This window comes from Siphonobacter sp. SORGH_AS_0500 (genome assembly GCF_002838835.1).
Lineage (GTDB): Bacteria > Bacteroidota > Bacteroidia > Cytophagales > Spirosomataceae > Siphonobacter.
Genome location: NZ_NHPP01000010.1, coordinates 176,031 through 203,007 on the forward strand (window position 1 = coordinate 176,031; position 26,977 = coordinate 203,007).

19 protein-coding genes, 4 tRNA genes and 1 rRNA gene are annotated in these 26,977 nt (G+C 44.4%); 20 read left to right on the top strand and 4 right to left on the bottom strand.

Going from position 1 to position 26,977, the window contains the following annotated elements; translation table 11 throughout:
• The first annotated feature begins 227 nt into the window (after window positions 1-227).
• The 14 genes from BWI96_RS13960 to rpoC all read left to right on the top strand — a co-directional run bounded on the left by BWI96_RS13960 (window position 228) and on the right by rpoC (window position 15,464).
• A tRNA-Tyr gene (locus BWI96_RS13960) sits at window positions 228-310 on the top strand.
• A gap of 62 nt (window positions 311-372) precedes the next feature.
• Window positions 373-445 (top strand) — tRNA-Gly (locus tag BWI96_RS13965).
• A gap of 160 nt (window positions 446-605) precedes the next feature.
• Window positions 606-677: transfer RNA gene (locus BWI96_RS13970), tRNA-Thr, on the top strand.
• 165 nt (window positions 678-842) lie between these two features.
• A complete protein-coding gene (tuf, locus tag BWI96_RS13975; RefSeq protein WP_106637227.1) occupies window positions 843-2,027 on the top strand; it encodes an elongation factor Tu in 1,185 nt (394 codons plus the stop codon).
• A 155-nt stretch (window positions 2,028-2,182) separates the two neighbouring features.
• Window positions 2,183-2,253: transfer RNA gene (locus tag BWI96_RS13980), tRNA-Trp, on the top strand.
• 95 nt (window positions 2,254-2,348) lie between these two features.
• Window positions 2,349-2,543, top strand: coding sequence for a preprotein translocase subunit SecE (gene secE / locus BWI96_RS13985; protein WP_094815107.1), 195 nt, complete (start codon window positions 2,349-2,351; stop codon window positions 2,541-2,543).
• Between the two features lie 91 nt (window positions 2,544-2,634).
• Window positions 2,635-3,192: a transcription termination/antitermination protein NusG gene (nusG, locus tag BWI96_RS13990; protein WP_106637228.1), complete on the top strand. Its 558-nt coding sequence runs from the start codon at window positions 2,635-2,637 to the stop codon at window positions 3,190-3,192.
• 135 nt (window positions 3,193-3,327) lie between these two features.
• A complete protein-coding gene (gene rplK / locus BWI96_RS13995) occupies window positions 3,328-3,771 on the top strand; it encodes a 50S ribosomal protein L11 (protein ID WP_106637229.1) in 444 nt (147 codons plus the stop codon).
• 71 nt (window positions 3,772-3,842) lie between these two features.
• Complete coding sequence (gene rplA / locus BWI96_RS14000) at window positions 3,843-4,541, top strand: 50S ribosomal protein L1 (RefSeq protein WP_106637230.1); 699 nt, start codon at window positions 3,843-3,845, stop codon at window positions 4,539-4,541.
• 3 nt (window positions 4,542-4,544) lie between these two features.
• On the top strand, window positions 4,545-5,081 hold the full coding sequence (rplJ, locus tag BWI96_RS14005; protein ID WP_106637231.1) for a 50S ribosomal protein L10: 537 nt from the start codon (window positions 4,545-4,547) through the stop codon (window positions 5,079-5,081).
• A 107-nt stretch (window positions 5,082-5,188) separates the two neighbouring features.
• Window positions 5,189-5,572: a 50S ribosomal protein L7/L12 gene (rplL, locus tag BWI96_RS14010; RefSeq protein WP_106637232.1), complete on the top strand. Its 384-nt coding sequence runs from the start codon at window positions 5,189-5,191 to the stop codon at window positions 5,570-5,572.
• 399 nt (window positions 5,573-5,971) lie between these two features.
• Window positions 5,972-9,835, top strand: coding sequence for a DNA-directed RNA polymerase subunit beta (gene rpoB, locus BWI96_RS14015; RefSeq protein ID WP_106637233.1), 3,864 nt, complete (start codon window positions 5,972-5,974; stop codon window positions 9,833-9,835).
• 70 nt (window positions 9,836-9,905) lie between these two features.
• Window positions 9,906-11,054 (top strand): acyltransferase, encoded by a 1,149-nt coding sequence (locus tag BWI96_RS14020; RefSeq protein WP_106637234.1) that lies wholly within the window; start codon window positions 9,906-9,908, stop codon window positions 11,052-11,054.
• Window positions 11,055-11,144: 90 nt separating this feature from the next.
• A complete protein-coding gene (rpoC, locus tag BWI96_RS14025) occupies window positions 11,145-15,464 on the top strand; it encodes a DNA-directed RNA polymerase subunit beta' (RefSeq protein ID WP_106637235.1) in 4,320 nt (1,439 codons plus the stop codon).
• Window positions 15,465-15,591: 127 nt separating this feature from the next.
• Here rpoC and BWI96_RS14030 read toward each other — a convergent pair whose 3' ends face one another.
• From BWI96_RS14030 to priA, 4 genes are all read right to left on the bottom strand, one after another.
• Window positions 15,592-15,840 carry a hypothetical protein gene (locus BWI96_RS14030; RefSeq protein WP_106637236.1) on the bottom strand — a complete coding sequence of 83 codons (249 nt, stop codon included), beginning with the start codon at window positions 15,838-15,840 and terminating at the stop codon, window positions 15,592-15,594.
• 77 nt (window positions 15,841-15,917) lie between these two features.
• Window positions 15,918-17,087 carry a DUF1624 domain-containing protein gene (locus BWI96_RS14035; RefSeq protein WP_106637237.1) on the bottom strand — a complete coding sequence of 390 codons (1,170 nt, stop codon included), beginning with the start codon at window positions 17,085-17,087 and terminating at the stop codon, window positions 15,918-15,920.
• 71 nt (window positions 17,088-17,158) lie between these two features.
• Entirely contained in the window at window positions 17,159-18,682 is a 1,524-nt protein-coding gene (locus tag BWI96_RS14040; protein WP_106637238.1) for a M20/M25/M40 family metallo-hydrolase, read from the bottom strand.
• 91 nt (window positions 18,683-18,773) lie between these two features.
• Window positions 18,774-21,269, bottom strand: coding sequence for a primosomal protein N' (gene priA, locus BWI96_RS14045; RefSeq protein ID WP_106637239.1), 2,496 nt, complete (start codon window positions 21,267-21,269; stop codon window positions 18,774-18,776).
• A 136-nt stretch (window positions 21,270-21,405) separates the two neighbouring features.
• On the opposite strand from priA, the gene BWI96_RS14050 reads away from it, so the two are divergent.
• From BWI96_RS14050 to BWI96_RS14075, 6 genes are all read left to right on the top strand, one after another.
• On the top strand, window positions 21,406-22,122 hold the full coding sequence (locus BWI96_RS14050) for an RluA family pseudouridine synthase (RefSeq protein WP_106637240.1): 717 nt from the start codon (window positions 21,406-21,408) through the stop codon (window positions 22,120-22,122).
• A gap of 27 nt (window positions 22,123-22,149) precedes the next feature.
• Complete coding sequence (gene trpC / locus BWI96_RS14055; RefSeq protein ID WP_106637241.1) at window positions 22,150-22,950, top strand: indole-3-glycerol phosphate synthase TrpC; 801 nt, start codon at window positions 22,150-22,152, stop codon at window positions 22,948-22,950.
• 45 nt (window positions 22,951-22,995) lie between these two features.
• Complete coding sequence (locus tag BWI96_RS14060) at window positions 22,996-23,643, top strand: phosphoribosylanthranilate isomerase (protein WP_106637242.1); 648 nt, start codon at window positions 22,996-22,998, stop codon at window positions 23,641-23,643.
• A gap of 435 nt (window positions 23,644-24,078) precedes the next feature.
• Window positions 24,079-25,278 carry a tryptophan synthase subunit beta gene (trpB, locus tag BWI96_RS14065; RefSeq protein WP_106637243.1) on the top strand — a complete coding sequence of 400 codons (1,200 nt, stop codon included), beginning with the start codon at window positions 24,079-24,081 and terminating at the stop codon, window positions 25,276-25,278.
• 24 nt (window positions 25,279-25,302) lie between these two features.
• On the top strand, window positions 25,303-26,082 hold the full coding sequence (gene trpA / locus BWI96_RS14070) for a tryptophan synthase subunit alpha (protein WP_106637244.1): 780 nt from the start codon (window positions 25,303-25,305) through the stop codon (window positions 26,080-26,082).
• 809 nt (window positions 26,083-26,891) lie between these two features.
• Window positions 26,892-26,977: ribosomal RNA gene (locus BWI96_RS14075) — 16S ribosomal RNA — on the top strand; the annotation flags it as partial.

Here is a 26,977-nt window from a genome sequence, read left to right on the forward strand (position 1 = left end):
GGCTCCCTTTTTTGTAGATTTTTTTTGATGGATTGCTCTGAAAATGAAAGAATTAAGAGGAATGGAAGATTAAATTCCGTAAAAAAGTATAAGTTTTTTTGAGTCACCTCTTGACAAGGGCTTGAGAACGCTATACTTTTGCAACTCCAAACCGGAAGGTAAAACAAAACTTACTCGAAGGAAGGGGAGAAAACGTTCTTTAATACAAGCTTAGTAACATCTCATTTGGGGCGATACCAGAGTGGCCAAATGGGGCAGACTGTAAATCTGCTGGCGTCAGCCTACGGTGGTTCGAATCCATCTCGCCCCACAATTTCAATGACTATTGATTGCGTAAGTGTATTATAAAATCGATAGTCATTTTTAGTAAATGCGGGCGTAGCTCAGTTGGTAGAGCGGCAGCCTTCCAAGCTGCAGGTCGCGGGTTCGAGCCTCGTCGCCCGCTCAATAAGTTGAGCGTAACATTTTAAAGTTATTTCGCTTTCGTAGCGATAAAACAGTTTCTACTACGTTCATAAGATTTACAAGTTACGCGATAATTGATTTACGTAACGTTCTCTCGTAAATCCTTTCTCAAGCTTGTAAATTTAAGATTTAAGAGTATTGCCTTTGTAGCTCAGGGGTAGAGCACTTCCTTGGTAAGGAAGAGGTCAGGGGTTCAAATCCCCTCAAAGGCTCTGAAACTTTCGGTCCGAGTTTTAGGTTGAAAGATCAGATATTGCGAAATCCCTCTCCGTATAGAGAGGGACTTTTTTCGTAACGAAAGGTGCAAGTGACTCTTTTCGCAAGTACACTTTCATCAGAACAATAACCAATCGCGAAACCGATAATTCTTTCAAAAAATGGCAAAGGAGACTTTTGACCGCTCGAAACCACACGTCAACATTGGTACTATTGGACACGTTGACCACGGTAAAACGACTTTGACTGCTGCGATCACGAAAGTTCTTTCTGAAAAAGGTCTGGCAGAAAAGAGAGATTTCTCTCAAATTGATAATGCTCCTGAAGAGCGTGAGCGTGGTATTACGATCAACACGGCACACGTTGAGTACCAAACTGAGAACCGTCACTATGCACACGTAGACTGCCCAGGTCACGCCGATTACGTGAAAAACATGGTAACAGGTGCTGCTCAGATGGACGGTGCAATCATCGTAGTAGCTGCTACGGATGGTCCTATGCCCCAGACTCGTGAGCACATCCTGCTTGCTCGTCAGGTAGGTGTACCCCAGCTTGTTGTATTCATGAACAAGGTGGATATGGTTGACGATCCTGAGCTGTTAGAACTTGTTGAGATGGAAATCCGCGAGCTTCTGAGCTTCTACCAATTCGATGGTGACAACATTCCTGTAATCCAGGGTTCTGCTTTAGGTGGTCTGAATGGCGAGCCTAAGTGGGTTGAAACGATCGATCAATTGATGGCTGCTGTTGATAGCTGGATCCCAACTCCTGCTCGTGAGACTGACAAGCCTTTCTTGATGCCTGTTGAGGACGTATTCTCAATCACAGGTCGTGGAACGGTAGCTACAGGTCGTATCGAAACAGGTGTAATCAACTCTGGTGATCCTGTAGAGATCTTAGGTATGGGTGCTGAAAACCTGAAATCTACGGTAACGGGTGTGGAAATGTTCCGCAAAATCCTTGACCGTGGTGAAGCTGGTGACAACGTAGGTCTGCTGTTACGTGGTGTTGAGAAAACTGATATCCGTCGTGGTATGGTTATCTGTAAGCCAGGTTCAGTGAAGCCTCACGCTCACTTCAAAGCTGAGGTTTACATCCTTTCTAAAGAAGAAGGAGGCCGTCACACGCCATTCTTTAACAAATACCGTCCTCAGTTCTACTTCCGTACCACGGACGTAACAGGAGAAATCATGTTACCTGAGAATGTAGAGATGGTTATGCCTGGTGATAACATCACGATTGACGTAACTTTGATTAGCCCTATCGCTATGGATAAAGGTCTGCGTTTCGCTATCCGCGAAGGTGGCCGTACCGTAGGTGCTGGTCAGGTAACTGAAATCTTATAATTTATTATAAGCAGCAAAAGAAAGCGTCCTTTAATCGGGACGCTTTCTTTATTTAAAAATTATTTTTTGTTTTCAGAAAAAAAAGTCGGCTAAAAGTTGACCTAATTAAAACAAAAACGTATTTTTGCAGTCCCAAAATTAAGGTACAAGTACACACGGGCATAGTATAAGGGTAGTACAGAGGTCTCCAAAACCTTCGGTCTGGGTTCGAATCCTGGTGCCCGTGCAACTAAGTTTCAGGTTTAAAGTTTAAAGTGAATTCTGACATTATCTTGATAGTCAGGCTTTAAACTTTAAACCTGAAAGCTTTAAACTAAACACATGGAAAAGGTAACGTCATTATTTAAGGCTTCCTGGGACGAAGTGACGCAACACATCACCTGGCCTCCTTTCAAGGATTTGCAATCGAGCTCATGGTTAGTGTTGATCGCCTCTCTGATCTTCGCTATTGTAGTAGGTCTGATGGACGCGGGTTTCCAGAATTTGCTGGATCTTTTCTATAGCCTCTCCAAGTAAGTAACGCGTTTCCAGTTTGAGGTTTTCAGTTGACGCATTCATTCCGCTATCACTGGAAACTGAAGATTGAAAACTGAAAACTGAGAAGAATATGAGTAACGTGAATTGGTACGTTTTGCGGGCTGTTTCCGGACAAGAGAAAAAAGTAAAGTCTTATTTGGAAACGGAAGTAGCCAGACAAGAGCTTCAGGAGTCTATTCCGCAAATTCTGATTCCGTCCGAGAAAATTGTTGAAATGCGTAACGGTAAGAAACGCATTCGCGAAAAAGCATTTTTCCCCGGCTATATCATGATCTCGGCTGACTTGTCTAACGGCGAAGTGATGCACTTGATTACGAGTATGCCAGGCGTAATTGGCTTCCTCGGAAGTAATGATAAAGATAAAACCAAAATTCCTGTACCACTGCGAGCTTCTGAAGTAAAGCGTATGCTGGGTCAGGTGGATGAAGTCGTTGAAGAAACGTCTACCTCTTCAGTATCTTTCCTGAAAGGAGAATCAGTGAAAGTAATGGACGGACCATTCAGTGGCTTTACCGGCACCATCGAAGAAATCTTCGATGACAAAAAGAAACTTCACGTAACTGTTAAAATCTTTGGCCGAAATACGCCAGTTGAACTGAGTTACGCTCAAGTGGAAAAAGAGGGCTAATACGAACCATTCTTTCCGCAGATGTTGTGAGCCATCGCGGTACTGGCACTTCAAGCTTCCAAGGAATTGCCCCTTCGTTAATGCTTCTTTCGATAAATGTAACGTGGGCCTTAGAGCCTCAAATATTATTATACAATGGCTAAGCAAATCACCGGATATGTAAAGTTGCAGGTTAAAGGTGGTCAGGCAAACCCTTCGCCCCCAATCGGTCCGGCACTGGGTTCCAAGGGTCTGAACATCATGGAATTCTGCAAGCAGTTCAATGCTCGTACCCAAGACAAAATGGGTCAGGTATTGCCTGTACTGATTACGTACTACTCAGACAAATCGTTTGATTTCGTAATCAAAACTCCTCCCGCTGCTAACTTATTACTGGAAGCTTCTAAAATTAAGTTGGGTTCTGCTCAGCCTAACCTGAAGAAAGTAGGTTCAGTTAGCTGGGATCAGGTTAAAACTATTGCTGAAACCAAAATGCCTGATTTGAACTGCTTTACAATCGAAGCAGCAATGAAGATGGTTGCTGGTACAGCTCGCAGTATGGGTATCACGGTATCTGGTACTGCTCCCTGGCAAGAATAATTTCCTAACGGGGGAGAATAACCTTCAGCGTACCGAAGCACATTCGATATCACCCCAAAATAACCATTCTCATGGCTAAATTAACTAAAAAACAAAAAGAAGCTCGCTCGAAATTCGATCAGACTCAGGCGTACGAACTGGCAAAAGCTGCATCGATTTTGAAAGAGATTTCTTACACTAAATTCGACGCTTCGATTGATATCGATGTTCGTTTAGGTGTAGATCCTCGTAAAGCGGATCAAATGGTTCGTGGTGTAGTTGCACTGCCTCACGGAACTGGTAAAGATGTTCGCGTATTAGTATTATGTACTCCTGATAAAGTTGAAGAGGCGAAAGCCGCTGGAGCTGATCACGTAGGTCTGGACGAGTATATCGAAAAGATCATGGGTGGATGGACTGATATCGATGTAATTATTACCATGCCTACGGTAATGGCAAAAATCGGTCGTCTGGGTAAAATCCTGGGTCCCCGTGGTTTAATGCCTAACCCTAAATCTGGTACAGTGACTTTGGAAGTTGGCAATGCCGTTCGCGAAGTTAAAGCGGGTAAAATTGACTTCAAAGTTGATAAAACGGGTATCATTCATACCTCCATTGGTAAGGTCTCTTTTGATTCCGATAAGCTGGCAGAAAACGCTCTGGAAGTAATCAATACTCTGGTGAAGTTGAAGCCTTCTTCGGCAAAAGGTACATATGTGAAGAGCATCTTCCTGTCTAGTACCATGAGCCCGAGTGTACAAATTGATAAAAACACTGTAAACGGTCTGTAAGTCATGACGAGAGAAGAAAAAGGCTTAATCATTGAGGAGCTGGCTGAAAAGTTCAAGACCACTCCTTACTTCTATATCACCGATGCCGCTGGTATGTCTGTAGCTCAGACAAACGATCTTCGCCGCAAATGTTTCCAAGCTGGTGTTGAGTATCGGGTAGTAAAAAATACACTGATTGCTAAGGCTCTTGAGCAACTGGATACGGATTACTCATCATTCAATGAAGGAGTATTGAAAGGATTCAGTGGTATCATGTTCCACACGGAGTCAGGTAAGGTTCCTGCGAAATTGATTAAAGATTTCATCAAGGAATCAGGTAAAGCTAACAAGCTGAAGTTTAAAGGTGCTTCTGTTGATTACAGTGTATTCGCTGGTGAAGATCAATTAGATACCCTGGTTTCTCTGAAATCGAAACAAGAACTCGTTGGCGAAATCGTTGGTCTGTTACAATCTCCTGCCAAGAACGTTATCAGCGGTCTGCAAGGTGGTGGCAACAAACTGGCTGGTATCCTCAAAACGCTTTCTGAGCGTCCTGAGTAATCCCCTCAATAGGCTGTTGAAGCTTATTGACATTGAAGTGGCTTCCAAGCCTGAATATATATCACTCTGTTTTTAACTCATTTCGAAAAAATTAAAATCATAATACAATGGCAGATTTAAAGGCATTCGCTGAGCAGCTTGTAAACCTGACGGTTAAAGAAGTTAATGAACTTGCACAAATCCTGAAGGATGAGTATGGTATCGAACCTGCTGCTGCTGCTCCCGTAATGGTAGCTGGTGGTGTAGGTGGTGGAGATGCTGCTCCTGCTGCTGAAGAAAAAACTTCTTTCGACGTAATCTTGAAGTCAGCTGGTGCTGGTAAACTTCAAGTAGTGAAAGTTGTTAAAGATCTTTCTGGTCTTGGCCTGAAAGAAGCGAAAGAACTGGTTGACGGTGCTCCTAAAGCCGTTAAAGAAGGTGTAACGAAAGATGAAGCTGAAGCACTGAAGAAAGCTCTTGAAGAAGCTGGTGCTGAAGTAGAAATCAAATAATTTCTATTGCACAGAGATGTAATCTCATGGTTAGGACCCAGTCTTTTGGCTGGGTCTTTCCTGCGTTAAAAGGTCTTGGTTTTGATAGACTTATTTTTGATCTTAATAATCTGATTATTAATTGATTAAAGATTAGTTGCTTTCACCTTGAAACTTAGATCGCTATTCATTTGTTGATTATAGACTTGGGCCTAAAGGCTTTGAGTACATGATCCCAAAGGATGAATCTTCATCCTACTAGTTCTTACCCCTGAGTATTAATTCCGACACACGATTCCACTCGTAGGGGAGTCGCAAGGGAATTAATGCTGTCAACTACGAGGTACTAATTTGAGATTTAGGCAAAAAGCCTGATCGATTTTCAAATAGTCAAATTCGGACTTTAAAAACCGTAGTGCCTTGGCAACAAACCGAACTTCCAGACACAACTTTGCCCGAATCCGTGCAGTCATTGATTACCCTGACTTCCTGGATTTGCAAGTAAAGTCCTTTAAAGAGTTTTTCCAGTTAGATACGCCATCTGACCGCCGGAAAAATGAAGGCCTTTTCAAAGTTTTTGCTGAAAACTTTCCTATTTCTGACTCTCGAGAAAATTACATTCTTGAGTTCGTTGACTTCTCTATTGATCCTCCTAAATACTCCGTAGATGAGAGTATCGACCGTGGATTAACGTATGCGTTGCCCTTAAAAGCGAAATTGCGTCTGCGTAGTGAAGATCCTGATAATGAAGACTTCGAAACTATTGAGCAGGAAGTTTTCTTAGGTAACATTCCTTATATGACCGAACGCGGTTCCTTCGTGATCAACGGAGCAGAACGCGTAATCGTGTCTCAGTTGCACCGTTCTCCTGGTGTGTTCTTCTCTATGAGTAAGCACACAAACGGTTCAAAACTGTACTCTGCTCGTATCATTCCGTTCAAAGGTTCATGGATTGAATTCTCGACGGATATTAACAACGTAATGTACGCCTACATTGACCGGAAGAAGAAATTCCCGGTTACGACGTTGTTACGGGCGATTGGTTTTGGTTCTGATAAAGAAATCCTTGATCTCTTCGGTCTTTCTGAAGAATTACAAGCTACTCCTGCTGCTCTGAAACGAGCGTTAGGTCGTAAGCTGGCTGCTCGTGTACTGCGTACCTGGCAGGAAGACTTCGTAGATGAAGATACGGGTGAAGTAATGTCTATCGACCGGAACGAAATCCTGATGGAACGGGATTCTGTTGTTTCGGCTGAAGACGTTGATATGATCTTACAAAGCGGCGTTAAATCAATCATCCTGCACAAGGAAGATATGAACATCGCCGATTATAACATCATCTACAACACTTTACAGAAAGATTCCGCTAACTCCGAGAAAGAAGCCGTAGAGCAGATTTATCGCCAGTTACGGAACACGGAAGCTCCTGATGAACAGACGGCCCGTGACATTATTCAAAGCTTGTTCTTCTCTGACAAACGTTACGATTTAGGTGATGTAGGTCGTTACCGGATTAACAAGAAACTTCAATTAGATATTTCAATGGATACGAAAGTTCTGACCACTCAGGACATCGTTTCTATCGTGAAATATCTGATCGGACTGATCAACTCGAAGGCAGTAGTCGATGATATTGACCACTTGTCAAACCGTCGCGTTCGTACAGTAGGTGAGCAGTTATACGCTCAGTTCGGTGTAGGTCTGTCTCGGATGGCTCGTACCATCAAAGAGCGGATGAACGTGCGTGATAACGAAGATTTCAAGCCCGTTGATTTGATCAACGCTCGTACGTTGTCTTCGGTTATTAACTCGTTCTTCGGAACTAACCAGCTTTCTCAATTCATGGACCAGACTAACCCGCTGGCTGAAATCACGCACAAGCGTCGTATGTCAGCTCTGGGGCCTGGTGGTCTGTCTCGCGAGCGTGCTGGTTTCGAGGTTCGTGACGTTCACTATACGCACTACGGTCGTCTGTGTACGATTGAAACACCTGAAGGTCCAAACATTGGTCTGATTTCTTCGCTGTGTGTACACGCGAAAATCAACTCAATGGGCTTTATCGAAACGCCTTACCGGATTATTAAAGATGGTAAAGTAACGGACGATTTACGTTTCCTGACGGCTGAAGAAGAAGATGGTCAGTACATTGCCCAGGCAAATGCGGCTGTTGACGAAAATGGAAATTTCGAAGTAGATCGGATCAAAACTCGATTTGAAGGTGACTTCCCAATGGCATCGCCTAGCGAAACGCAGTTGATGGACGTTGCTTCAAACCAGATTGTTTCGGTAGCAGCTTCGTTGATTCCCTTCCTGGAGCACGATGATGCGAACCGGGCCCTGATGGGTTCTAACATGCAACGTCAGGCCGTACCTCTGTTACGTCCTGAAGCTCCAATCGTAGGAACGGGTCTGGAAGCTCGCGTAGCGGAAGATTCACGTGCGATGGTTGCTGCTGAAGGTGACGGTGTCATCGAATCAGTGGATGCCACCAAAATCGTGGTTCGTTACGATCTAACGGATGAAGAAAAACTCGTAAGCTTCGATAGCGAAGTACGTACGTATAATCTGGTTAAATTCCGTCGTACCAACCAGGATACTTGTATTAACCTGAAGCCGATTGTATTCAAAGGCGAGCGGGTAGTAAAAGGCCAAATCCTGACGGAAGGTTATGCAACTCAGCAGGGTGAATTAGCCCTGGGTCGTAACCTGCTGGTAGCATTCATGCCCTGGCAAGGATACAACTTTGAGGATGCGATTGTGATTTCGGAGAAAATCGTTCGTGACGACGTATTTACTTCGATTCACATTGAAGAATTCGACCTTGAAGTGCGTGATACCAAGCGTGGTGAAGAAGAATTAACTTCTGAAATCCCGAACGTATCTGAGGATATGGTTAAAAACCTGGACGAAACCGGTATCATCCGGATTGGTTCTGAGGTAAAAGAAGGAGACATTTTGATTGGTAAGATCACTCCTAAAGGAGAAACCGATCCTACTCCTGAAGAAAAACTGCTTCGTGCCATCTTCGGTGACAAAGCCGGTGACGTGAAGGATGCTTCCAAAAAAGCACCCCCATCGCTCAAAGGCGTGGTAATCGATACCAAACTCTTCAAGCGTCCAAGCAAGGAGAAAGAAGTACGTGAGAAAGCGAAAGCAGATCTCAAAGTACTGATGAAACAATACAGCCGTGACTTGAACAAGATCAAGGATACCATGATCGACAAGCTGGCTCAGTTGCTGGAAGGTAAAACTTCACAAGGTGTAAAACACAAGTTCGGTGATGAAGTAATGCCGAAAACGACTCGTTTTACCCGTGCGAATATTGAAAATTACTTATTCCCTGAAAAGAACCCTTACAGAGATGAAAGTAATTACGCCGTTCCTGAAGAAGTAAACCTGCTGACCGATCTGGATTTAAATAACTGGACGGATGATCAGCATATTAACGAACTCATTGTAACACTGGTTAAAAACTACATCGTTAATCGTAGTGAAGTAGCCGGTCACTTCAAGCGTGAGCGTTTTGCTTTGGAAGTAGGGGATGAGTTACCCGCAGGTATTGTACAATTAGCTAAAGTTTACATCGCTAAGAAACGTAAACTGAAAGTAGGGGATAAAATGGCAGGTCGCCACGGTAACAAAGGGGTAGTAGCCCGGATTGTTCGTGAAGAAGATATGCCATTCCTCGAAGACGGTACGCCGGTTAACATCGTATTGAACCCTCTAGGGGTACCTTCCCGGATGAACATCGGTCAGATTTACGAGACCGTATTAGCGTGGGCTGGTCTGAAACTGGGTAAAAAATACGCAACGCCAATCTTCGACGGAGCTACTGAAGAAGAAGTAGTGAGAGAATTGGACGCAGCAGGTCTGCCCTCGTTCGGTCGTACGTTCCTCTATGATGGTTTATCAGGAGATCGTTTTGATCAACCCGTAACGGTAGGTATCATGTACATGCTGAAACTGGGTCACTTGGTTGATGACAAAATGCACGCTCGTTCTATCGGACCATACTCACTTATTACGCAGCAACCGCTGGGTGGTAAGGCTCAGTTTGGGGGTCAGCGTTTTGGAGAGATGGAAGTTTGGGCACTCGAGGCCTTCGGTGCTTCTCACATTCTGCAAGAGATCCTGACGGTGAAGTCAGATGACGTGCAGGGCCGTGCGAAAGCGTACGAAGCCATCGTGAAAGGTGAAAACCTGCCTAAACCAAACATTCCTGAATCCTTCAACGTATTGATTCACGAATTGCGTGGTCTGGCGTTAGAAATCACGCTGGATTAATAAGTCTGAGAAATTAGTCAGAGTGAGAAAAACTTACTCTGGCTAATTTTAATTAAATACCAACCTGTAAATGGAAGTAAAAACCAGCTATTTCCGACAAATAGATTCCCTGCGAGCGTATGCCGTATTATCCGTTATTATTTTTCACTGGTTTGCAAAAGATAGCTGGATTAATAAACTGCCTAATGGTTCGATCGGAGTTACCTTATTTTTCGTGATTAGTGGTTTCCTGGTTTCTCGTATTTTAATGATAGCAAGAAACCGGATTGAGAATAACGAGCGATCGTTTAGAGAAGAGTATCGGGATTTTTTAGTACGGCGGGCGTTACGAATTTTTCCTTTGTATTATGGAATATTATTCGGGGTTTATGCGTTAAACAAGTTCGCTCATATTCGAATTGAAACCGACTTTTTTGAACATCCTCTTTATTACTTATTCTATTTATATAATCATTACCTGGATTCAACGGGGAACTGGCAGGATTTACTCTCGCCGTTCTGGAGTTTATCTGTTGAAGAACAGTTTTATATTGTTTGGCCCTTATTACTGTTACTAATACCGGCTAAACATCAGCCTTACTTAGCTCTTGCGGCTATAGCCGTAGGGTTGGTATCAAGGGTTATACTAGCCTTATCAGCTACTGGATCGGATGGTTTAGCTACCATTTATTGTCTGGATGCTTTCGGTATTGGTGCGGTATTTGCCTACTTGTTTACCAATAGTAGGGATACAGTAGAATCGGTTGATAAAAGGAGTAAGCAGTTATTAGTTATTGGCTTATTATTGTTTATTCCATGCCAGCTAATGGATCCTCAGTCGTGGTTTGTTCTGGTTTTTAAACGATTCTCAATTGCGGCTATTTCCATGTATTTTGTATGTGGAGCCAGCCTTGGGTTTAAAGGAATATTTGGACGAATTTTAAACAGCCCCGTGCTGATCTACATCGGAAAAATAAGTTATGGGCTTTATGTATTTCATATGCTTATCCCCAGTGTGTTCGTTCCAAGATTATTAGCTTATGCACCCACCCGGATTTCACAGTTCATTACCAGCAGTCAGGCCATCTACGTTTCATTTTGTTTCGTTTTTCTGATGGTCTTAGCCAGCTTATCCTGGTACTTGTTTGAGAAGCGTTTTACTGATTTGAAAAAGTATTTCGATTATAAAAGAGCTTCCGGTAATGAGATAAGTAGTACGAGTAGAGTTCCAGTGAAATAATGTACAGGTAGATTAGTTCTATTTACCTTTCTGATTTGACATCGGAAAAGCCTGATAAAGCATCATTTTCATTCAAAACCATATTTGAAAATGTCATTAAAGAAAAACAAAAAACTAAATAGTGACTTCTCGAAGATCACTATTAGTTTGGCGTCTCCCGAGTCGATTCTTGAGAACTCGTTCGGTGAAGTGACCCAGCCCGAGACGATCAACTATCGGACTTACAAACCCGAAATGGGTGGTTTGTTCTGCGAGCGGATCTTCGGCCCGGTTAAAGACTGGGAATGTCACTGTGGCAAATACAAGCGGATTCGCTATAAAGGCATTATCTGTGATCGTTGCGGCGTTGAAGTTACCGAGAAGAAAGTACGTCGTGAGCGGATGGGACACATCGAACTGGTGGTTCCTGTAGCTCACATCTGGTACTTCCGTAGCTTACCTAACAAAATTGGTTATCTGCTCGGAATTTCTTCCAAGAAGCTTGATCAAATTATCTATTACGAACGGTACGTAGTCGTTCAACCCGGTGCTAAAGCCGAAGACGGTGTGCAGATGCTGGACTTCTTAACGGAAGACGAATATCTGGATATCATCGACAAGCTGCCCCGTGAAAACCAATTGCTGCCAGACACTGATTCCAATAAGTTTATTGCGAAGATGGGTGCGGAAGCTTTGGAAATGTTGTTGTCACGCATTCAGTTGGATGAGCTTTCGTATGAACTGCGTCACGCCGCTGCTAATGATACATCACAACAACGGAAACAGGAAGCTCTGAAACGTCTGAAGGTAGTAGAAGCCCTTCGTGATGCCAAGACTCGTATTGAAAACCGTCCTGAGTGGATGGTGATCCGTATGGTTCCTGTTATTCCACCCGAATTACGTCCGCTTGTCCCTCTGGATGGGGGTCGTTTTGCTACGTCTGATTTGAACGATTTATATCGTCGTGTAATCATCCGTAACAATCGTCTGAAGCGTCTGATCGAAATCAAAGCTCCCGAAGTAATCCTCCGTAACGAAAAACGGATGTTACAGGAAGCAGTAGATTCGCTCTTCGATAACTCACGGAAAGTAAACGCCGTTCGTTCAGAAGGTAACCGTGCCCTGAAATCACTTTCAGACATGCTGAAAGGAAAGCAGGGACGTTTCCGTCAGAACTTATTAGGTAAGCGGGTGGATTATTCAGGTCGTTCGGTAATCGTCGTTGGTCCTGAATTGAAACTGCACGAGTGCGGTTTGCCTAAAGATATGGCTGCCGAGTTATTCAAGCCGTTTATTATTCGGAAACTGATCGAACGTGGTATCGTTAAGACCGTAAAATCAGCTAAGAAAATCGTTGACCGGAAAGATCCCGTTGTTTGGGACATCCTGGAAAACGTACTGAAGGGTCACCCTGTATTGCTTAACCGGGCTCCAACGCTGCACCGTTTAGGTATTCAGGCTTTCCAGCCCAAGCTGATTGAAGGTAAAGCAATTCAGTTGCACCCACTGGTTTGTACGGCATTCAACGCTGACTTTGACGGTGACCAGATGGCCGTTCACGTTCCCCTGGGACATGAAGCCGTTCTGGAAGCCTCTCTGTTAATGTTGGCTTCGCACAACATTCTGAACCCTGCCAACGGTGCTCCCGTTACGGTACCTTCTCAAGACATGGTTCTTGGTCTGTACTACGTAACGAAAGGCCGTGTGCACACGGAAGAATACCCGATCGCCGGAGAAGGTATGACATTCTACGGTGCAGAAGAAGTGATTATTGCCGTAAACGAAGGTCGTATTTCGAAACACGCCAATATCAAGTGTAAAGTACGGGTTCGTAATGAAGATGGTACATTCGAGACCAAAATCATTGAAACCGTAGCGGGTCGTGTACTCTTCAACCAGGCAGTTCCTGAAGAAGTAGGTTACCTGAATGAATTGCTGACGAAGAAGAAACTTCAGCAAATCATTTCTCACGTATTCAAAATCGCGGGTGTTGCCCGGACTGCTCAGTTCCTCGATGATATCAAGGAATTAGGTTTCCGGATGGCATTCAAAGGTGGTTTATCTATCGGTCTGAACGATATTAAAATCCCTGAAGTAAAAGACGAGTTACTCGTTGGAGCAGAAGGTGAAGTGAAGGGCGTTTGGGATAACTACTATATGGGTCTGATTACAGACAACGAGCGTTATAACCAAATCATTGATATCTGGACTCGGGTTAACTCGAAAATCACAGATACACTGATGAAACAACTGGAAACAGATCAGGGTGGATTTAACTCGATCTACATGATGATGCACTCGGGAGCCCGTGGTTCTCGCGAGCAGATTCGTCAGTTGGGTGGTATGCGGGGTCTGATGGCCAAGCCTCAGAAGAACTTACAAGGTTCGGTTGGGGAAATCATTGAGAACCCGATCCGTTCGAACTTCAAAGAAGGTCTGGACGTATTGGAGTACTTCATCTCTACGCACGGTGCTCGTAAAGGTCTGGCCGATACTGCCTTGAAAACGGCGGATGCTGGTTACCTGACTCGTCGTCTCCATGACGTAGCCCAGGATGTGGTTATCAATGAAGAAGATTGCCAAACGCTGCGTGGTATTACCATTTCGGCTCTGAAAGAAAACGATGACGTGGTTGAACCGCTGTCAGAACGTATTCTGGGCCGGGTAACTACCTACGACGTAGTTGATCCTCTTTCAGGAACAACGATCGTAAAAGCGGGTGATGTTATCGATGAAGATAAAGCCAAGCAGATTGACGAAACCAGCATTGAAAGTGTTGAAATTCGTTCGGTATTAACCTGCGAAACTCGTAATGGAGTTTGTGCCAAATGTTATGGCCGTAACTTGGCAACGGGTCGTATGGTGAACATTGGTGAAGCCGTAGGGGTAATTGCCTCACAATCCATTGGTGAGCCTGGTACGCAGCTGACTCTCCGTACATTCCACGTAGGGGGTACTGCTCAAAACATTGCTCTGGATGCAAGTATCCGGGCGAAGTTTGACGGTATCGTTCGTTTCGAGGAATTACGTACGCTGGAAACGCAACGTCCAACGGGTGAAGATACACTGGTAGTAATGGGTCGTTCAGGTGAACTTCAAGTTGTTGGAGCTCCCGGAACTACGTATGCTGGTCAGGTTCTGATCTCAACGAACGTACCTTATGGTGCTTACCTGAGCGTGAAAGACGGAGAAACGGTAACTAAAGGTCAGGAACTTTGTGCCTGGGATCCTTATAACGCCGTGATCTTGAGCGAAATCAGCGGTAAAGTTGATTACGAAGCCATTGAAGACGGATTAACCTTCAAAGAGGAATTTGACGAAACTACCGGATTTAAAGAGAAGGTAATCGTTGAAAGCCGTGACCGTACGAAAAACCCAACGATTTGGGTTAAAAACGATACGGAAGAGGGTTCTCGTGGGTATAACATGCCTGTAGGTGCTCGTCTGGGCGTAGAAGTAGGAGCTGAAATCAAACCAGGTCACATCCTGGCTAAGATTCCTCGTTCGGTTGGTAAGACCCGGGATATTACCGGTGGTCTGCCTCGGGTAACGGAATTGTTTGAGGCTCGTAACCCATCGAACCCTGCAGTTGTTTCTGAAATCGACGGTGTGGTTTCTCTGGGTGCTGTAAAACGTGGTAACCGTGAAATCTTCGTACGTGGTAAAGACGAAACGGAGAAAAAATACCTGGTACCAACGTCTAAACACATTCTGGTTCAGAACAATGACTTCATCAAGGCGGGTCTGCCGTTATCCGATGGAGCCATTACACCAGCCGATATTCTTTCGATCAAAGGGCCAACCGCCGTTCAGGAATACCTGGTAAATGAAATTCAGGAAGTATACCGTCTGCAAGGGGTAAAAATCAACGATAAACACATTGAATGTATCGTTCGTCAGATGATGCAGAAAGTGGAAATTATCGACTCAGGCGACACGAACTTCCTTGAAAATCAAGGTGTAGATAAGTGGACATTCCGTACTGAAAACGACGCGATCCTGGATCGTAAAGTAGTTATCGATGCGGGTGATTCAAGTAACGTTAAGTTAGGTCAGATCATCACTGCTCGTCAGTTACGCGATGAAAACTCATCTCTGAAACGTCAGGATAAAGCTCTGGTACTCGTTCGCGATGCCATGCCAGCGGTATCTCGTCCAACGTTGATGGGTATTACACAAGCGTCTCTGGGTACTGAATCGTTTATCTCAGCAGCCTCGTTCCAGGAAACTACGAAAGTACTTTCGGAAGCAGCCGTTCGTGCGAAAGCCGATCGTCTGGAAGGTCTGAAAGAAAACGTTATCGTAGGGCACCTGATTCCTGCAGGTACCGGCGTTCGTCGCTATCAGGACCTGCTGGTAACCAATCCAGAAGAAGGAGAGAAATTCACTGAAAGCAAATCTACTTCTCGTAAGAAGAAAGAGCTAGCTTAAGTCAATTCTCTTAAAAAATAAAAAAGCCCCGTTCGGCAATTGCTGAACGGGGCTTTTTGTTGGTAATTCAACAAAGACTGACATAAATAACATCCAAAATAATTTAGATCAGTCTTTGTTAAATGTACTATTTTTTAGTGTGCTTGGCTCGTTCGCGAGCTTCTTCTGCATCCAGCAGAGCGTCCACTTTTTGTTTTTCGAGGGTCGAAGCTTTTACTTCACCGGAGGTATCGCTTTCTCCGTCGGCAACTGTATCGACGATTGGCATTTCACCCGTGCGTTCTACTTCAGTCAGCTCAGCCGTTCCTTCGGGTCTATCTTTGATGGGGACACCCTGGGTTCCCGGATCTTTTGTATTAGAGGTGTGATTGCTCATGACTTTTTCACGTTGGTTGAGCTTTGTAAAATAAAAAGGTCATTCCAATCCTGAAATTGGGGAATTATATCCAGAGCTTACAAATAACTCCAAAGGCGATGACGTTGCCGCTTTTTAAATGCTCCATAGGCTTTACATAAAGGGTGCAAAAAGGCTAAGACCGTAAGCCAAGCCAAATAAACTCCCCAGATAGGAAGCCCAACATGAGGAGTAACCCCAGCACTGCCATTCTGAAAATTCAGATTTTCCCAGGAAATGCCTTGATAGAGGTGCAGTAGTACTGAAAGTCCGTGGATGAGGTAGAAATGCAACACATAATAAAACAAAGGCACTTTCCCATATACTTCAATCCAGGAAAAATAACCTGTATTACGACCTTCCAATAAAGATAAGGCCAGTAAAGCGGGGCCAAGGGTCATTAAGGTATAAAGCAGGGAAGGGGGATACTTAGATGTATTAATGAAGGAAAGAAAGGTAATACCGAAAGAAGAGTACGATTGCCAGGGGGAGGGGTCCCCATAGTGATTAATCCAGCGAATAATTAAGAAAAGAAGCAGAGCTCCTAAACCCAGAGAAGCCAACCATTGCTTTCGCTCAGCAGAGCTAACCTGAGGGCGAAATAAGGCTCCTACTCCATAACCTGTTAACAAAATTCCCGCCCATGCTAAAAAGGGATAAAGATTCAGCAAGAAACGACCTGAACCGATAGGGAGCGATCCTGGTTGATGGCTAATCCAAAGTAAAGAACCTTCAGTGGGGGCGATCGTGTCTAGTAAATTATGCCCTGCAATGATGAGCACGCCAAGCAATAAAATAGCATAACTCGGTAGCCCAAGTAAAGCACTTAGAAGGAGAAGGCTTATACCAATCGCCCAGATTACCTGAAGTGTGATAAAAGAAAAATGAATATCAAACCATAGTCCGAAGGTAATTACGGTTAATTCGAGAAAAATAAGCCAGAGGCCACGGGTGAATAGAAACCATCGGTGTTGACGAGTCGTTTTTTTTAGCCCAGATAGATACGCTGAAATTCCCGCTAGAAATACAAAGTTGGGAGCACAGAAATGAGTAACCCAGCGGGTGAAAAATAATAAGTAAGAAGGGTGTGCGAGGTCCAGTGGGTTAGAGAAAAATGCATTTACAGGTAGGTATTCACGGCAGTGATCAAGAGCCATGATCATCATAATTAAGCCACGGAGCCAGTCTATGCTACTGACTCTGGAACGGTAAGAGATTGATAACGACATGGTTAGGAGGGGAGATTTAGCCTCAAGATACAAAGTTTTTATCTGTAATGAGGCTAAATCCTACCAGGAACTTACATGGTCATAATGGAAGCCATGGACTCAATGCCGTCCCAAAGGTTTTGCAAACGAATGTTTTCGTTTTCGCCGTGTTGGTTACTGTCGTAATTGGCAATGGGAACGGTAATAATAGCTTTTTGCTGAAGAATATCGCTGAACAAATACAGCGGTAAGCTTCCCCCTAAAGAGGGCATGATTACGATCGGATCTTTGGTAGTACTTTGTACAGCTTTCACTACTTTCTGAGCAATGGGTAAATCCAGCGGCGTTCGCTGAGCCCGGTATCCTTTCAGAGGTTTTACGCGGGCCACGAGTGGATAGTTGAGTAACTCTTCCATCGTGGGTTCTTTATCCGTTACATAATATCCCTGAGCTTTCACGTGGTTAATGAGTTTTTGTACCTGTTTATGAGGGTCATTACCCGCTACCACCCGCAAATCAAGCGTAGCTACAGCCGTGGAAGGAATGACGTTTGCTGCCTGAGGCCCAACGCCAGCACTAACGATGCCGTTGATATTTAAGGATGGTTCATTGATTAATTCAGCTAATGTTTTACCCGCTCCATCCGTTTGTCCAATGCCTAGTTCTTTCTGAACTTCCTTTTCAACGGGAGGAATCGCCGCAATGGCCTTCTTTTCTGATTCGCTTAAAGGCGTTACATCATCATAAAAGCCCTTGATTAATACCCGGCCAGAATCATCCTTCATCGACGAAAGTAACTTTACCAGTCGCATGGCAGGGTTAGGGGCCCAGTTGCCGTAGTGGCCGCTGTGCAGGGGGCGACGCGGGCCGTAAGTAGCGATCTCAACATTAATATCACCCCGACAACCGAAAACAATAATCTTGTTACCTGACTGGTGAACAGGGCCATCGCAGAAAATCCAGCAATCGCCGTTGAGCAGATTCTTGTATTTGGTTAAATATTCACCTAAATGCTGCGAGCCGTTTTCTTCCTCGCCTTCAAAGAAGAATTTGAGATTATAAGTGGGCTTGATGCCACTTTTCAATAAAGCTTCATAAGCCGAAAGAATGGCAAAAACACCAGCTTTATCATCGGTTGCACTACGGGCGATGATGCGATACTCCGGCGAAAGCTTACCTCTCGTTTCAGCTTCGGATAAAATCTTTCCGCCATTTTCAATGGAATTCGTGGCTAATACGGGTTTGAATGGGGCTGTTCCCTTGGCCCATTTTGATGGATTCGTTGGCTGCCCATCGTAATGAGCGTAGAATAAAAGCGTCTGCGTAGCTCCAGGAGTTTTCACTTCACCGAATACTACGGGCGGGGTTTTCGCATCCAGTTCTAATAATTGTACCGGAATTTTCATCCGCTTCATCAAATCCTGAATGAAAAAGGCATTCTTGCGAACGTCATTAGTGGTATCAAGCAGAATATTCGGAATGCATAAAAACTTAAAGTATTCCTGCAATAAAGCTTGCTCATTTTGCTGACGATACGCCCGCACTTTAGCGGGTGTCTGGGCAAAAAGTGTGGGAATACTAAATAGAGCCCAAAGGCAGAGAAACCATTTTTTCATAGGGAAGACGTTTAGGAAAGCCTATAAAGAAAAAAGGATATACTCGTCTTTACAAGTATATCCTTTTGAAAAGGGTAGAAAAGTCGAATGATTATACGGGGTCCACGTCAATGACGATACTCACGCCTTTAAAATCCTTAAGGGTTACTACTTCCTCAATTGTTTCTTTGATGAATTCTTTAATGGCTTTCAGATTGAGGTTTCGCTCAAACTTTAGTAACACATCAAAAAGAAACTGATTCCGAATTCGCTCGACGAGGGGCGTTTCCGGCCCTTTCACGCGATCACTCCCCAATTTTTGCATCAGTAGGGTGGCTAGTTTTTTAGAAGCTGCCTCCGCTACCTGCTGCTCAATATGGCGGGTTGTTAAGCGAATAACCCTTGAAAACGGCGGATAGGCGTACGATTGTCGTTCCTCGATTTCCTCCGCATAAAAACCCTCGTAATCGTTGGTAATAATCTTGGCCAGCAGCGGATGCTGGGTATTATTGGTCTGAATTAATACGCGACCCTGTTTACCACTGCGTCGACCCGAACGGCCAGAAACCTGCGTTAATAACTGAAAGGAACGCTCGGTTGCCCGGAAGTCGGGAAAGTTAATCATGCGGTCGGCATCGAAAATGGCGACTAGACTTACTTTGTCAAAATCGAGGCCTTTGGAGACCATCTGCGTTCCTACGAGCATATCCGTTTCGCCTTTTTCAAAATCAGAAATCATCTGCTGAAAAGCGGTTTTCGAGCGGGTTGTATCCAGATCCATCCGTTGAATGCGGGCGGCGGGAAAATGCAGTTGTAAATCTTCTTCGAGTTTTTCGGTACCAAATCCCTGCGTTCGCACTTTCGTACTTCCGCAGGCGGGGCAAGTTTTGGGTAGCCGCTCTTTATGGCCGCAGTAATGACAACGAAGCTCGGCATCGCGTTGGTGATACGTCAAACTGACATCGCAACTATCACACTTGGCAATCCAGCCACAATCATCACAAGTCAGGTAAGGTGAGTAGCCCCGGCGGTTTTGAAAGAGAATGGTCTGCTCGTTTCGCTCCAGATTTCCACCCAGTTCGAATAATAACTCACTCGAAAAGTCGCCCTTCATGGCTTTATTCTTTCGGGCCTGGCGAATGTCAATAAGCTCAATGGAAGGCAACGAAGCATTTCCGAATCGCTCTTTTAGCTCCACAAGCCCGTATCGACCCTGTGTAGCATGGTAATAACTTTCAATACTGGGCGTAGCTGAACCCAGTAATACCTTAGCTCCCTGCATTTTGGCAATTACCAGGGCCGAATCCCGGGCGTGGTAACGCGGAGCGGGATCATACTGCTTGTAACTAGCTTCGTGCTCTTCATCGACAATGATTAACCCCAAACTATCGAAGGGCAGAAAAATGGCTGACCGTACGCCAATGACAAACTGAAAACGCCCGGAAAGCACACCTTTCCAGACTTCCACACGTTCGTTATCCGAGAATTTAGAGTGGTAAATCCCAACCCGTTCCCCAAAAATCTTTTTCAGACGGACGACGATCTGGGTTGTTAAAGCAATTTCGGGTAATAAGTATAAAACCTGCGAGCCGCTTTCTAAAGCTTGCTCGATCAGGTGAATGTAAACTTCAGTTTTACCGGCTCCGGTTACGCCGTGCAGTAATACGGTATCTTTTTCCTGAAACGATTGCGTTACTTCTTGTACCGCTCGCTGCTGGGAATCCGACAGCACAGGCATGGTGGCAATCGTGCCCGTATCTTCAGCAAAACGGCTGATGACGATATCAAAACTTTCGAAGACTCCTTTTTTTAGTAAGGTATCCAGCGAAGAATCTGATAACTCATCGTTTTTTGAAAACGTAGACTTAAGTAACCCCTCAGTATTTTTTTCCGGCTCGCGAAGGGCGGGCACATGCCGGAGGTATTCGAGTAAAATATCTAACTGTTTGGGCGTTTTCTCCAGTTGCCCAATCAAGGTTTTTAAGTTTTCAGGATCGGCGAAAAAGGAAGTTAACCGAACTTTACGAACAACTTTGGGCGTATATTTTTCACGAACTTCTTCAAAAACGATAACCGCCCGTTTGCCGATGAGCGACTTGATGAGGTGATATACGTTTTTAACATCCGCAAAGCGGGCCAGCTCATCGTAACTCAAAGATTGCTTGGCTTTGATTTCTTCAATGATTTCCTTTTCGCGGGGCGTGAGTAAATCCGGGTGTTCAAAATCGGGATTATACTGTACCTTCGACTGACTCGAAATCTTCAATCCCGAGGGAAGAGCCACGTTCATGACTTCCCCGATATGGCACATGTAATAATCGGAAATCCACTGAAATAACTCTAATTGCCAGCGAGTTACCAGTGGCGTGTCGTCCAATACTTCCAGAATGTATTTGGCCTGATACTGTTTAGGCGGCTGGTTATGAATGCGGGCAATAAGAGCCGTAACAATTTTAGTTTTTCCAAACTGAACAATCACGCGGGCACCCATTTGTAACTGTCCCGTAAATTCCCGGGGCACGCGATAGGTATATAAGCGGGGAATCGGAATGGGCAGAATAACGTCGGCAAACTGCGTTACCTCTTCCGTAAAATCGAGCTGATTCATACAGGCAAGTTAAGATGAATGCAGAATCAGAACGTCTGAGTCGTGATTTTAATTCGAAAGTAAGCCCCGTAATGACAAAGGGAGATTCTATTTACGCCTGAGAATGTGTAACTTTGGGTTTTTACAAGTGCATCATATGGCAAAACCATTTAACGTCGTTTACGAGGACAACCACCTCATCATCGTCAACAAAGCAGCGGGGATACTCGTGCAGGGAGATCAGACGGGCGACAAAACTCTTTCCGATTACGTTAAGGAATATATCAGCGTAAAATATAACAAACCCGGAGCGGTTTTTCTGGGAACGGTACACCGTCTGGATCGCCCGGTGAGCGGGCTGGTTGTATTTGCCCGGACCTCCAAAGGCCTCGAACGCATGAATGAACTGTTCCGTCGCCGGGATATTCAGAAAACGTATTGGGCCGTTGTGGGTAAAAAGCCCGAGCAGAAAAGCGGAAAATTAACGCATTGGCTCGTAAAAGACGAGGCTCGCAACGTAGTAACGGCTTACGATTACGAAAGACCCGGCTCGCAAAAGGCGGAGTTAACCTACAAGTTAATTGGTGAAATGAATCACCATTTTTTACTGGAGGTGAATCCCGTAACGGGCCGTCCCCATCAGATTCGGGTGCAACTGGCTTCGATGGGCTGTCCCATTCGCGGTGATTTGAAATACGGTTACCCACGTCCGAATCCCGACGCAAGCATTAACCTGCATGCCCGCCGTTTATACTTTATTCATCCCATCAAAAACGAAGCCGTGATTTGTAAGGCGGCAGTTCCGCAGAATTCGTTCTGGGAAGAGTTTTTAGAGTTTGACGAAGAAGTAAACGAAGCAATTCACCACGGATAATTTTCCCCTCTGCATTCTAACCAGATCATGAATATTCTCGAAAAGATTGTTCTTCATAAACATAAAGAAGTAGCTCAGGCGAAAGCCAATATTACGGCTCGTGAACTTGAACTGTTCCCTAGTTTCGGACGGGCCACTAACTCTTTATCCCAGCGATTACGTCAGGAAAATTCTTCCGGTATTATTGCCGAATTCAAGCGTAAGTCTCCCTCCAAAGGTATCATTAATGACCGCGTGAAGGTAGAGGAAGTTACCTTCGCTTACTCTGAAGCCGGAGCCGCCGGACTGTCGGTTTTGACGGACGAAGAGTTTTTCGGAGGGAATGCCGACGATCTGCAACTGGCTCGTAAGTCCAACCCCGGAACGCCGCTGTTACGGAAAGAATTTATTGTCGATGAATATCAGATTCTGGAGGCCAAAGCTTGGGGTGCTGACGTAATTCTGCTGATTGCTGCTTGTTTATCTCCTGAAGAAATCAAACGTTTCGGTCAGTTTGCTCAGTCCATTGGTCTGGAAGTATTACTGGAAGTTCACGATCAGGAAGAACTCGAACGCAGTCTAAATCCTTACCTGAATATGGTAGGGGTGAATAACCGTGATCTGAAAACATTTCATGTTTCAATTGAAACCTCGCTTAAGCTCGTAGAACAAATACCTCAAGAGTTTGTTAAGGTATCAGAAAGCGGGTTAAGTAGCACAGAAACGATTCATCAACTCCATAACGCAGGGTATCGCGGCTTTTTGATTGGTGAAAATTTTATGAAAACGTCCCAACCCGGTGAAGCCCTGGCCGATTTTGTGGGAGGTTTACAGTACGTGACTTTATAAGTGCCCCGTGTTTTTCCCTTTGTTGTACCTAAACTCCAGAAACCTATGCGAATTAAAGTCTGTGGAATGAAAGATGAGGGAAACCTTCAGGATTTACTTGAGTTACAACCCGACTACGTAGGATTTATTTTTTACGAAAATTCTCCTCGGTTTATGGGAGAAACACTCGATGCGGAAGTCGTGAAAAATGTACCTAAAGACACAAAAAAGGTCGGCGTTTTTGTGAATGCCAGCATCAACCAGATCGTTCAGACGGTAAAGACCTACGGACTGGATTTCGTGCAGTTGCACGGCGATGAAATGCCGGATTTTTGCCGCAGCTTACAATTCAAGGGAATCAACATCATCAAAGCTTTCCGGGTAGATGAGACGTTTAACTTTACTCAACTGAACAATTACAAACCCGTTTGTGATTACTTTCTTTTCGATACCAAAGCTGCTGCTTATGGAGGTACCGGAACAGCTTTCGACTGGAGTTTGCTGAAGAGATACGATAATGAAAAGCCTTTCTTCCTTTCGGGAGGAATTTGCCTGGAAGATGCCGAAACCATTCTGGAACTGAAGGAAAAAACGGGTCTTCGCATGCACGCTGTAGATATCAATAGCAAGTTTGAAGAACAACCAGGAATAAAAAACATTGAAGCCGTGCGGGAATTTATTCAGCGGCTAAAGGTGGAAGAAATTGAAGCCTGAGAATGTCTTTCTTTAAAAGTGTTTATGATAAGGGACCGGATTCGGTCCCTTATTTTTTATAGGGATGAAAATTCAGTAAGTAACATCCATTTCAAAAAGAATGAGCTTTCGCCCATAGCATCCATGGGCTGAGTTACAGTAAGGATGTGCTACTAGCAATAAGGGTCTATCTTCGATTAAAAGAGAAGAACCTGCTGGATTTCCGAATCTTCATAAAATTTATCTATCCGATAGGCAATCAAACCAAAAACTTTTCTAAGTTTGCCGTACAATTGAATTCGAAACGAAAATGAACAACTCATTCGCAAAAGCATGGTGGTGGCAACTGGGAATCCTCGGTTGAACAGCTTTCTTTTGCGTAAGGAGTAATCCTCTATATCACACGCCCGCTGTTCAGCCGAACAGCGGGTTTTTTATTGGTCAAAAATCAGGATTATGAAGATTGCAGAGCAGGTTAACAATCCTTATCAAGTTAATGAAAAAGGGTATTATGGTCCCTACGGTGGAGCCTTTATTCCCGAAATGTTATATCCCAATGTTGAAGAACTACGGGAAAACTACCTGAAAATTATGGCCGACCCATCGTTTCAGGCCGATTTTGAACACTTATTAAAGGATTACGTTGGTCGCCCCACGCCACTGTATTTCGCCGAACGCCTTTCGGAGGCTTTTAACGCGAAAATTTATCTCAAAAGAGAAGACCTGTGTCATACTGGAGCTCATAAGGTAAATAATACCATCGGTCAGATTCTTTTGGCCAAGCGTTTGGGTAAACACAAAATTGTAGCCGAAACCGGAGCTGGCCAGCATGGAGTAGCAACGGCTACCGTTTGTGCTCTGATGGGACTCGAGTGCATCGTATATATGGGTGAGATTGACATCGAACGTCAGGCTCCTAACGTAGCCCGCATGAAAATGCTCGGAGCGGAAGTCCGGGCGGCAACCAGTGGTTCCCGTACCTTGAAAGACGCAACTAATGAAGCCATGCGTCACTGGATTAACAACCCCGTCGATACGCATTATATAATAGGTAGTGTCGTAGGACCTCACCCATACCCTGATATGGTAGCTCGTTTCCAGTCAGTGATCTCTGAAGAAATGCGGAACCAATTAGCAGAAAAAACAGGAACAGAATTACCCGATTACGTGATTGCCTGCGTAGGAGGAGGTTCTAATGCAGCCGGAGCATTCTATCATTTCTTAAATGAAGAATCCGTAAAACTGGTTGCTGTAGAAGCGGCCGGTAAAGGAGTGAATTCCGGACAATCAGCAGCTACTACCTTCTTAGGGAAACCAGGGGTGTTACATGGCAGCCGCAGTATCCTTATGCAGACGGAAGATGGACAAGTGGTAGAGCCCTTCTCTATTTCGGCAGGACTTGATTATCCTGGTATCGGACCTATGCACGCCAACCTGGCCACGAGTGGTCGGGGCATTTTCAGAGCTGTTACGGATGAGGAATCGTTAGCCGCCGGATTCCAACTGGCTAAACTCGAAGGTATCATTCCTGCTTTAGAGTCAGCTCATGCTTTGGCCGCTTTAAAGACGTTGACCTTAAATCCTGATGATGTAGTAGTGGTTAATCTTTCTGGTCGCGGTGATAAAGACCTTTCTACGTACATGAAATTCTTGTAGGCCCTCATGAACAGCATTGAAACAATGAATCGGATTACTCAGCTTTTTCAGCAACAATCTCAGAAGTTGCTTAATGTATACTTCACAGCCGGTTTTCCCCAATTAACCGATACGCGTATCATCCTAAAAAGTCTTCAGGAGGCGGGGGCCGATTTAGTAGAAATCGGTATGCCTTATTCTGACCCCGTGGCCGATGGCGAAACCATTCAGGATTCGAATCAGCAGGCTTTGGAAAATGGGATGAGTGTGAAAATGCTTTTTGAACAACTCAAAGGCATGCGTGAGGAAATCACCGTCCCTATATTATTGATGGGTTACATTAATCCCGTCATTCAATTTGGCATTGAAGCCTTTTGCCAAAAGTGCCAGGAAGTAGGGGTGGACGGATTAATCCTGCCAGATGTCCCTGTGGATGTGTACGAAGATGAATTCAAAGCAGTCTTCGAGAAGTACGGGTTACTAAACATCTTCTTAATAACGCCGCAAACGCGAGAAGAACGTATCCGACAAATTGATGCAATGTCAGAAGGCTTTATATATATGGTATCTTCTGCCAGCATTACGGGAGCTAAAACAGGGATCAGTGCAGATCAGGAAACGTATTTCAATCGGATCTCTGCTTTGAATCTTGATAACCCGAGATTAATTGGTTTTGGTATTTCCGATCATCAGTCTTTCGAAAGAGCTAGCCAATATGCGAATGGAGCTATCATTGGCAGTGCGTTCATCAAGGCTATCGCTACTAGTACGGATTTACCACAAACGATCAAGCGATTTGTAAAAGGCATTAAAGAGCCCGCTTAACAGTATTATACTATATTTAATGAAGGGAAATGGGAACCAAAGAGGGCTTTTCATTTCCCTTTTTGATTGATTTAAAATTTATTTAAACGAATTTTTACTGAAAATCAGCGTTTTAGTGGGGTAATGATAAATTATTTTGGCAAAGGGCTTGACAAGAGGGGTGTTGGTGGTGCATCTTTGCACTCCCAAACGACGGGGAAGGAGATAAATCGGGAGCGGTGCTTGGGTTTAACTTCTTGATTTAGAGTGGATTGCGAGGGAGTTTAAAGGTAGTGGGGGTGGAAGTTGAGGGTTTTAAAGTTTTGAAAATAAATTTTAAAAAAGTCTTGACAAGGGGATAGAGAATGGCTTACCTTTGCACTCCGATTCTGAAAGAGAGTCGAAAAGAAGTAAAGAGTTCGTAAAAAGGAAGGAGCTTCAAAGGTGGAGCTTTTGAGTTTGGAAGAGGGAAGGTGCTAGAGGGGAAGAGAGTTAAGGAGATGAGAAAAATAAATTTTCAAAATTTCTTGACAAGTGAAAATGAAAGTTGTACCTTTGCACTCCGATTCTGAAACGAAGAATCACAAACGAAGTAGATAAGTAAAAGAGAGTGAAGGAGTTAAGCTTCTCAAACGAGAGAAAGTGATTCACTAGCAAAGCGAGCCTTCGGGTGAGCGGAAGTTCTTTGACGTAATGGAGACAGGAGTTAACTTTTAGGAGTTAGCTTTTACAAACAGCAAACAGCAAACGACTAGGTACACTACTAAAGAAGTTTCTTTCGGGAAATGAAGGGTAGTGAGAAATATCGAGTCTAGATACAAATGATCTTTACAATGGAGAGTTTGATCCTGGCTCAGGATGAACGCTAGCGGCAGGCCTAATACATGCAAGTCAAACGGGTAGCAATACCAGTGGC

Bases quoted from the DNA above. Each gene is read 5' to 3' on its own strand.
- BWI96_RS14035 (WP_106637237.1), bottom strand. From the start codon at position 17,087: ATGTCGTTATCAATCTCTTACCGTTCCAGAGTCAGTAGCATAGACTGG.
- priA (WP_106637239.1), bottom strand. From the start codon at position 21,269: ATGAATCAGCTCGATTTTACGGAAGAGGTAACGCAGTTTGCCGACGTT.
- trpB (WP_106637243.1), top strand. From the start codon at position 24,079: ATGAAGATTGCAGAGCAGGTTAACAATCCTTATCAAGTTAATGAAAAA.
- nusG (WP_106637228.1), top strand. From the start codon at position 2,635: ATGAGTAACGTGAATTGGTACGTTTTGCGGGCTGTTTCCGGACAAGAG.
- BWI96_RS14060 (WP_106637242.1), top strand. From the start codon at position 22,996: ATGCGAATTAAAGTCTGTGGAATGAAAGATGAGGGAAACCTTCAGGAT.
- rplK (WP_106637229.1), top strand. From the start codon at position 3,328: ATGGCTAAGCAAATCACCGGATATGTAAAGTTGCAGGTTAAAGGTGGT.
- BWI96_RS14050 (WP_106637240.1), top strand. From the start codon at position 21,406: ATGGCAAAACCATTTAACGTCGTTTACGAGGACAACCACCTCATCATC.
- rplL (WP_106637232.1), top strand. From the start codon at position 5,189: ATGGCAGATTTAAAGGCATTCGCTGAGCAGCTTGTAAACCTGACGGTT.
- rpoC (WP_106637235.1), top strand. From the start codon at position 11,145: ATGTCATTAAAGAAAAACAAAAAACTAAATAGTGACTTCTCGAAGATC.
- BWI96_RS14040 (WP_106637238.1), bottom strand. From the start codon at position 18,682: ATGAAAAAATGGTTTCTCTGCCTTTGGGCTCTATTTAGTATTCCCACA.
- secE (WP_094815107.1), top strand. From the start codon at position 2,349: ATGGAAAAGGTAACGTCATTATTTAAGGCTTCCTGGGACGAAGTGACG.
- trpA (WP_106637244.1), top strand. From the start codon at position 25,303: ATGAATCGGATTACTCAGCTTTTTCAGCAACAATCTCAGAAGTTGCTT.
- trpC (WP_106637241.1), top strand. From the start codon at position 22,150: ATGAATATTCTCGAAAAGATTGTTCTTCATAAACATAAAGAAGTAGCT.
- BWI96_RS14020 (WP_106637234.1), top strand. From the start codon at position 9,906: ATGGAAGTAAAAACCAGCTATTTCCGACAAATAGATTCCCTGCGAGCG.
- rplA (WP_106637230.1), top strand. From the start codon at position 3,843: ATGGCTAAATTAACTAAAAAACAAAAAGAAGCTCGCTCGAAATTCGAT.
- rplJ (WP_106637231.1), top strand. From the start codon at position 4,545: ATGACGAGAGAAGAAAAAGGCTTAATCATTGAGGAGCTGGCTGAAAAG.
- tuf (WP_106637227.1), top strand. From the start codon at position 843: ATGGCAAAGGAGACTTTTGACCGCTCGAAACCACACGTCAACATTGGT.
- BWI96_RS14030 (WP_106637236.1), bottom strand. From the start codon at position 15,840: ATGAGCAATCACACCTCTAATACAAAAGATCCGGGAACCCAGGGTGTC.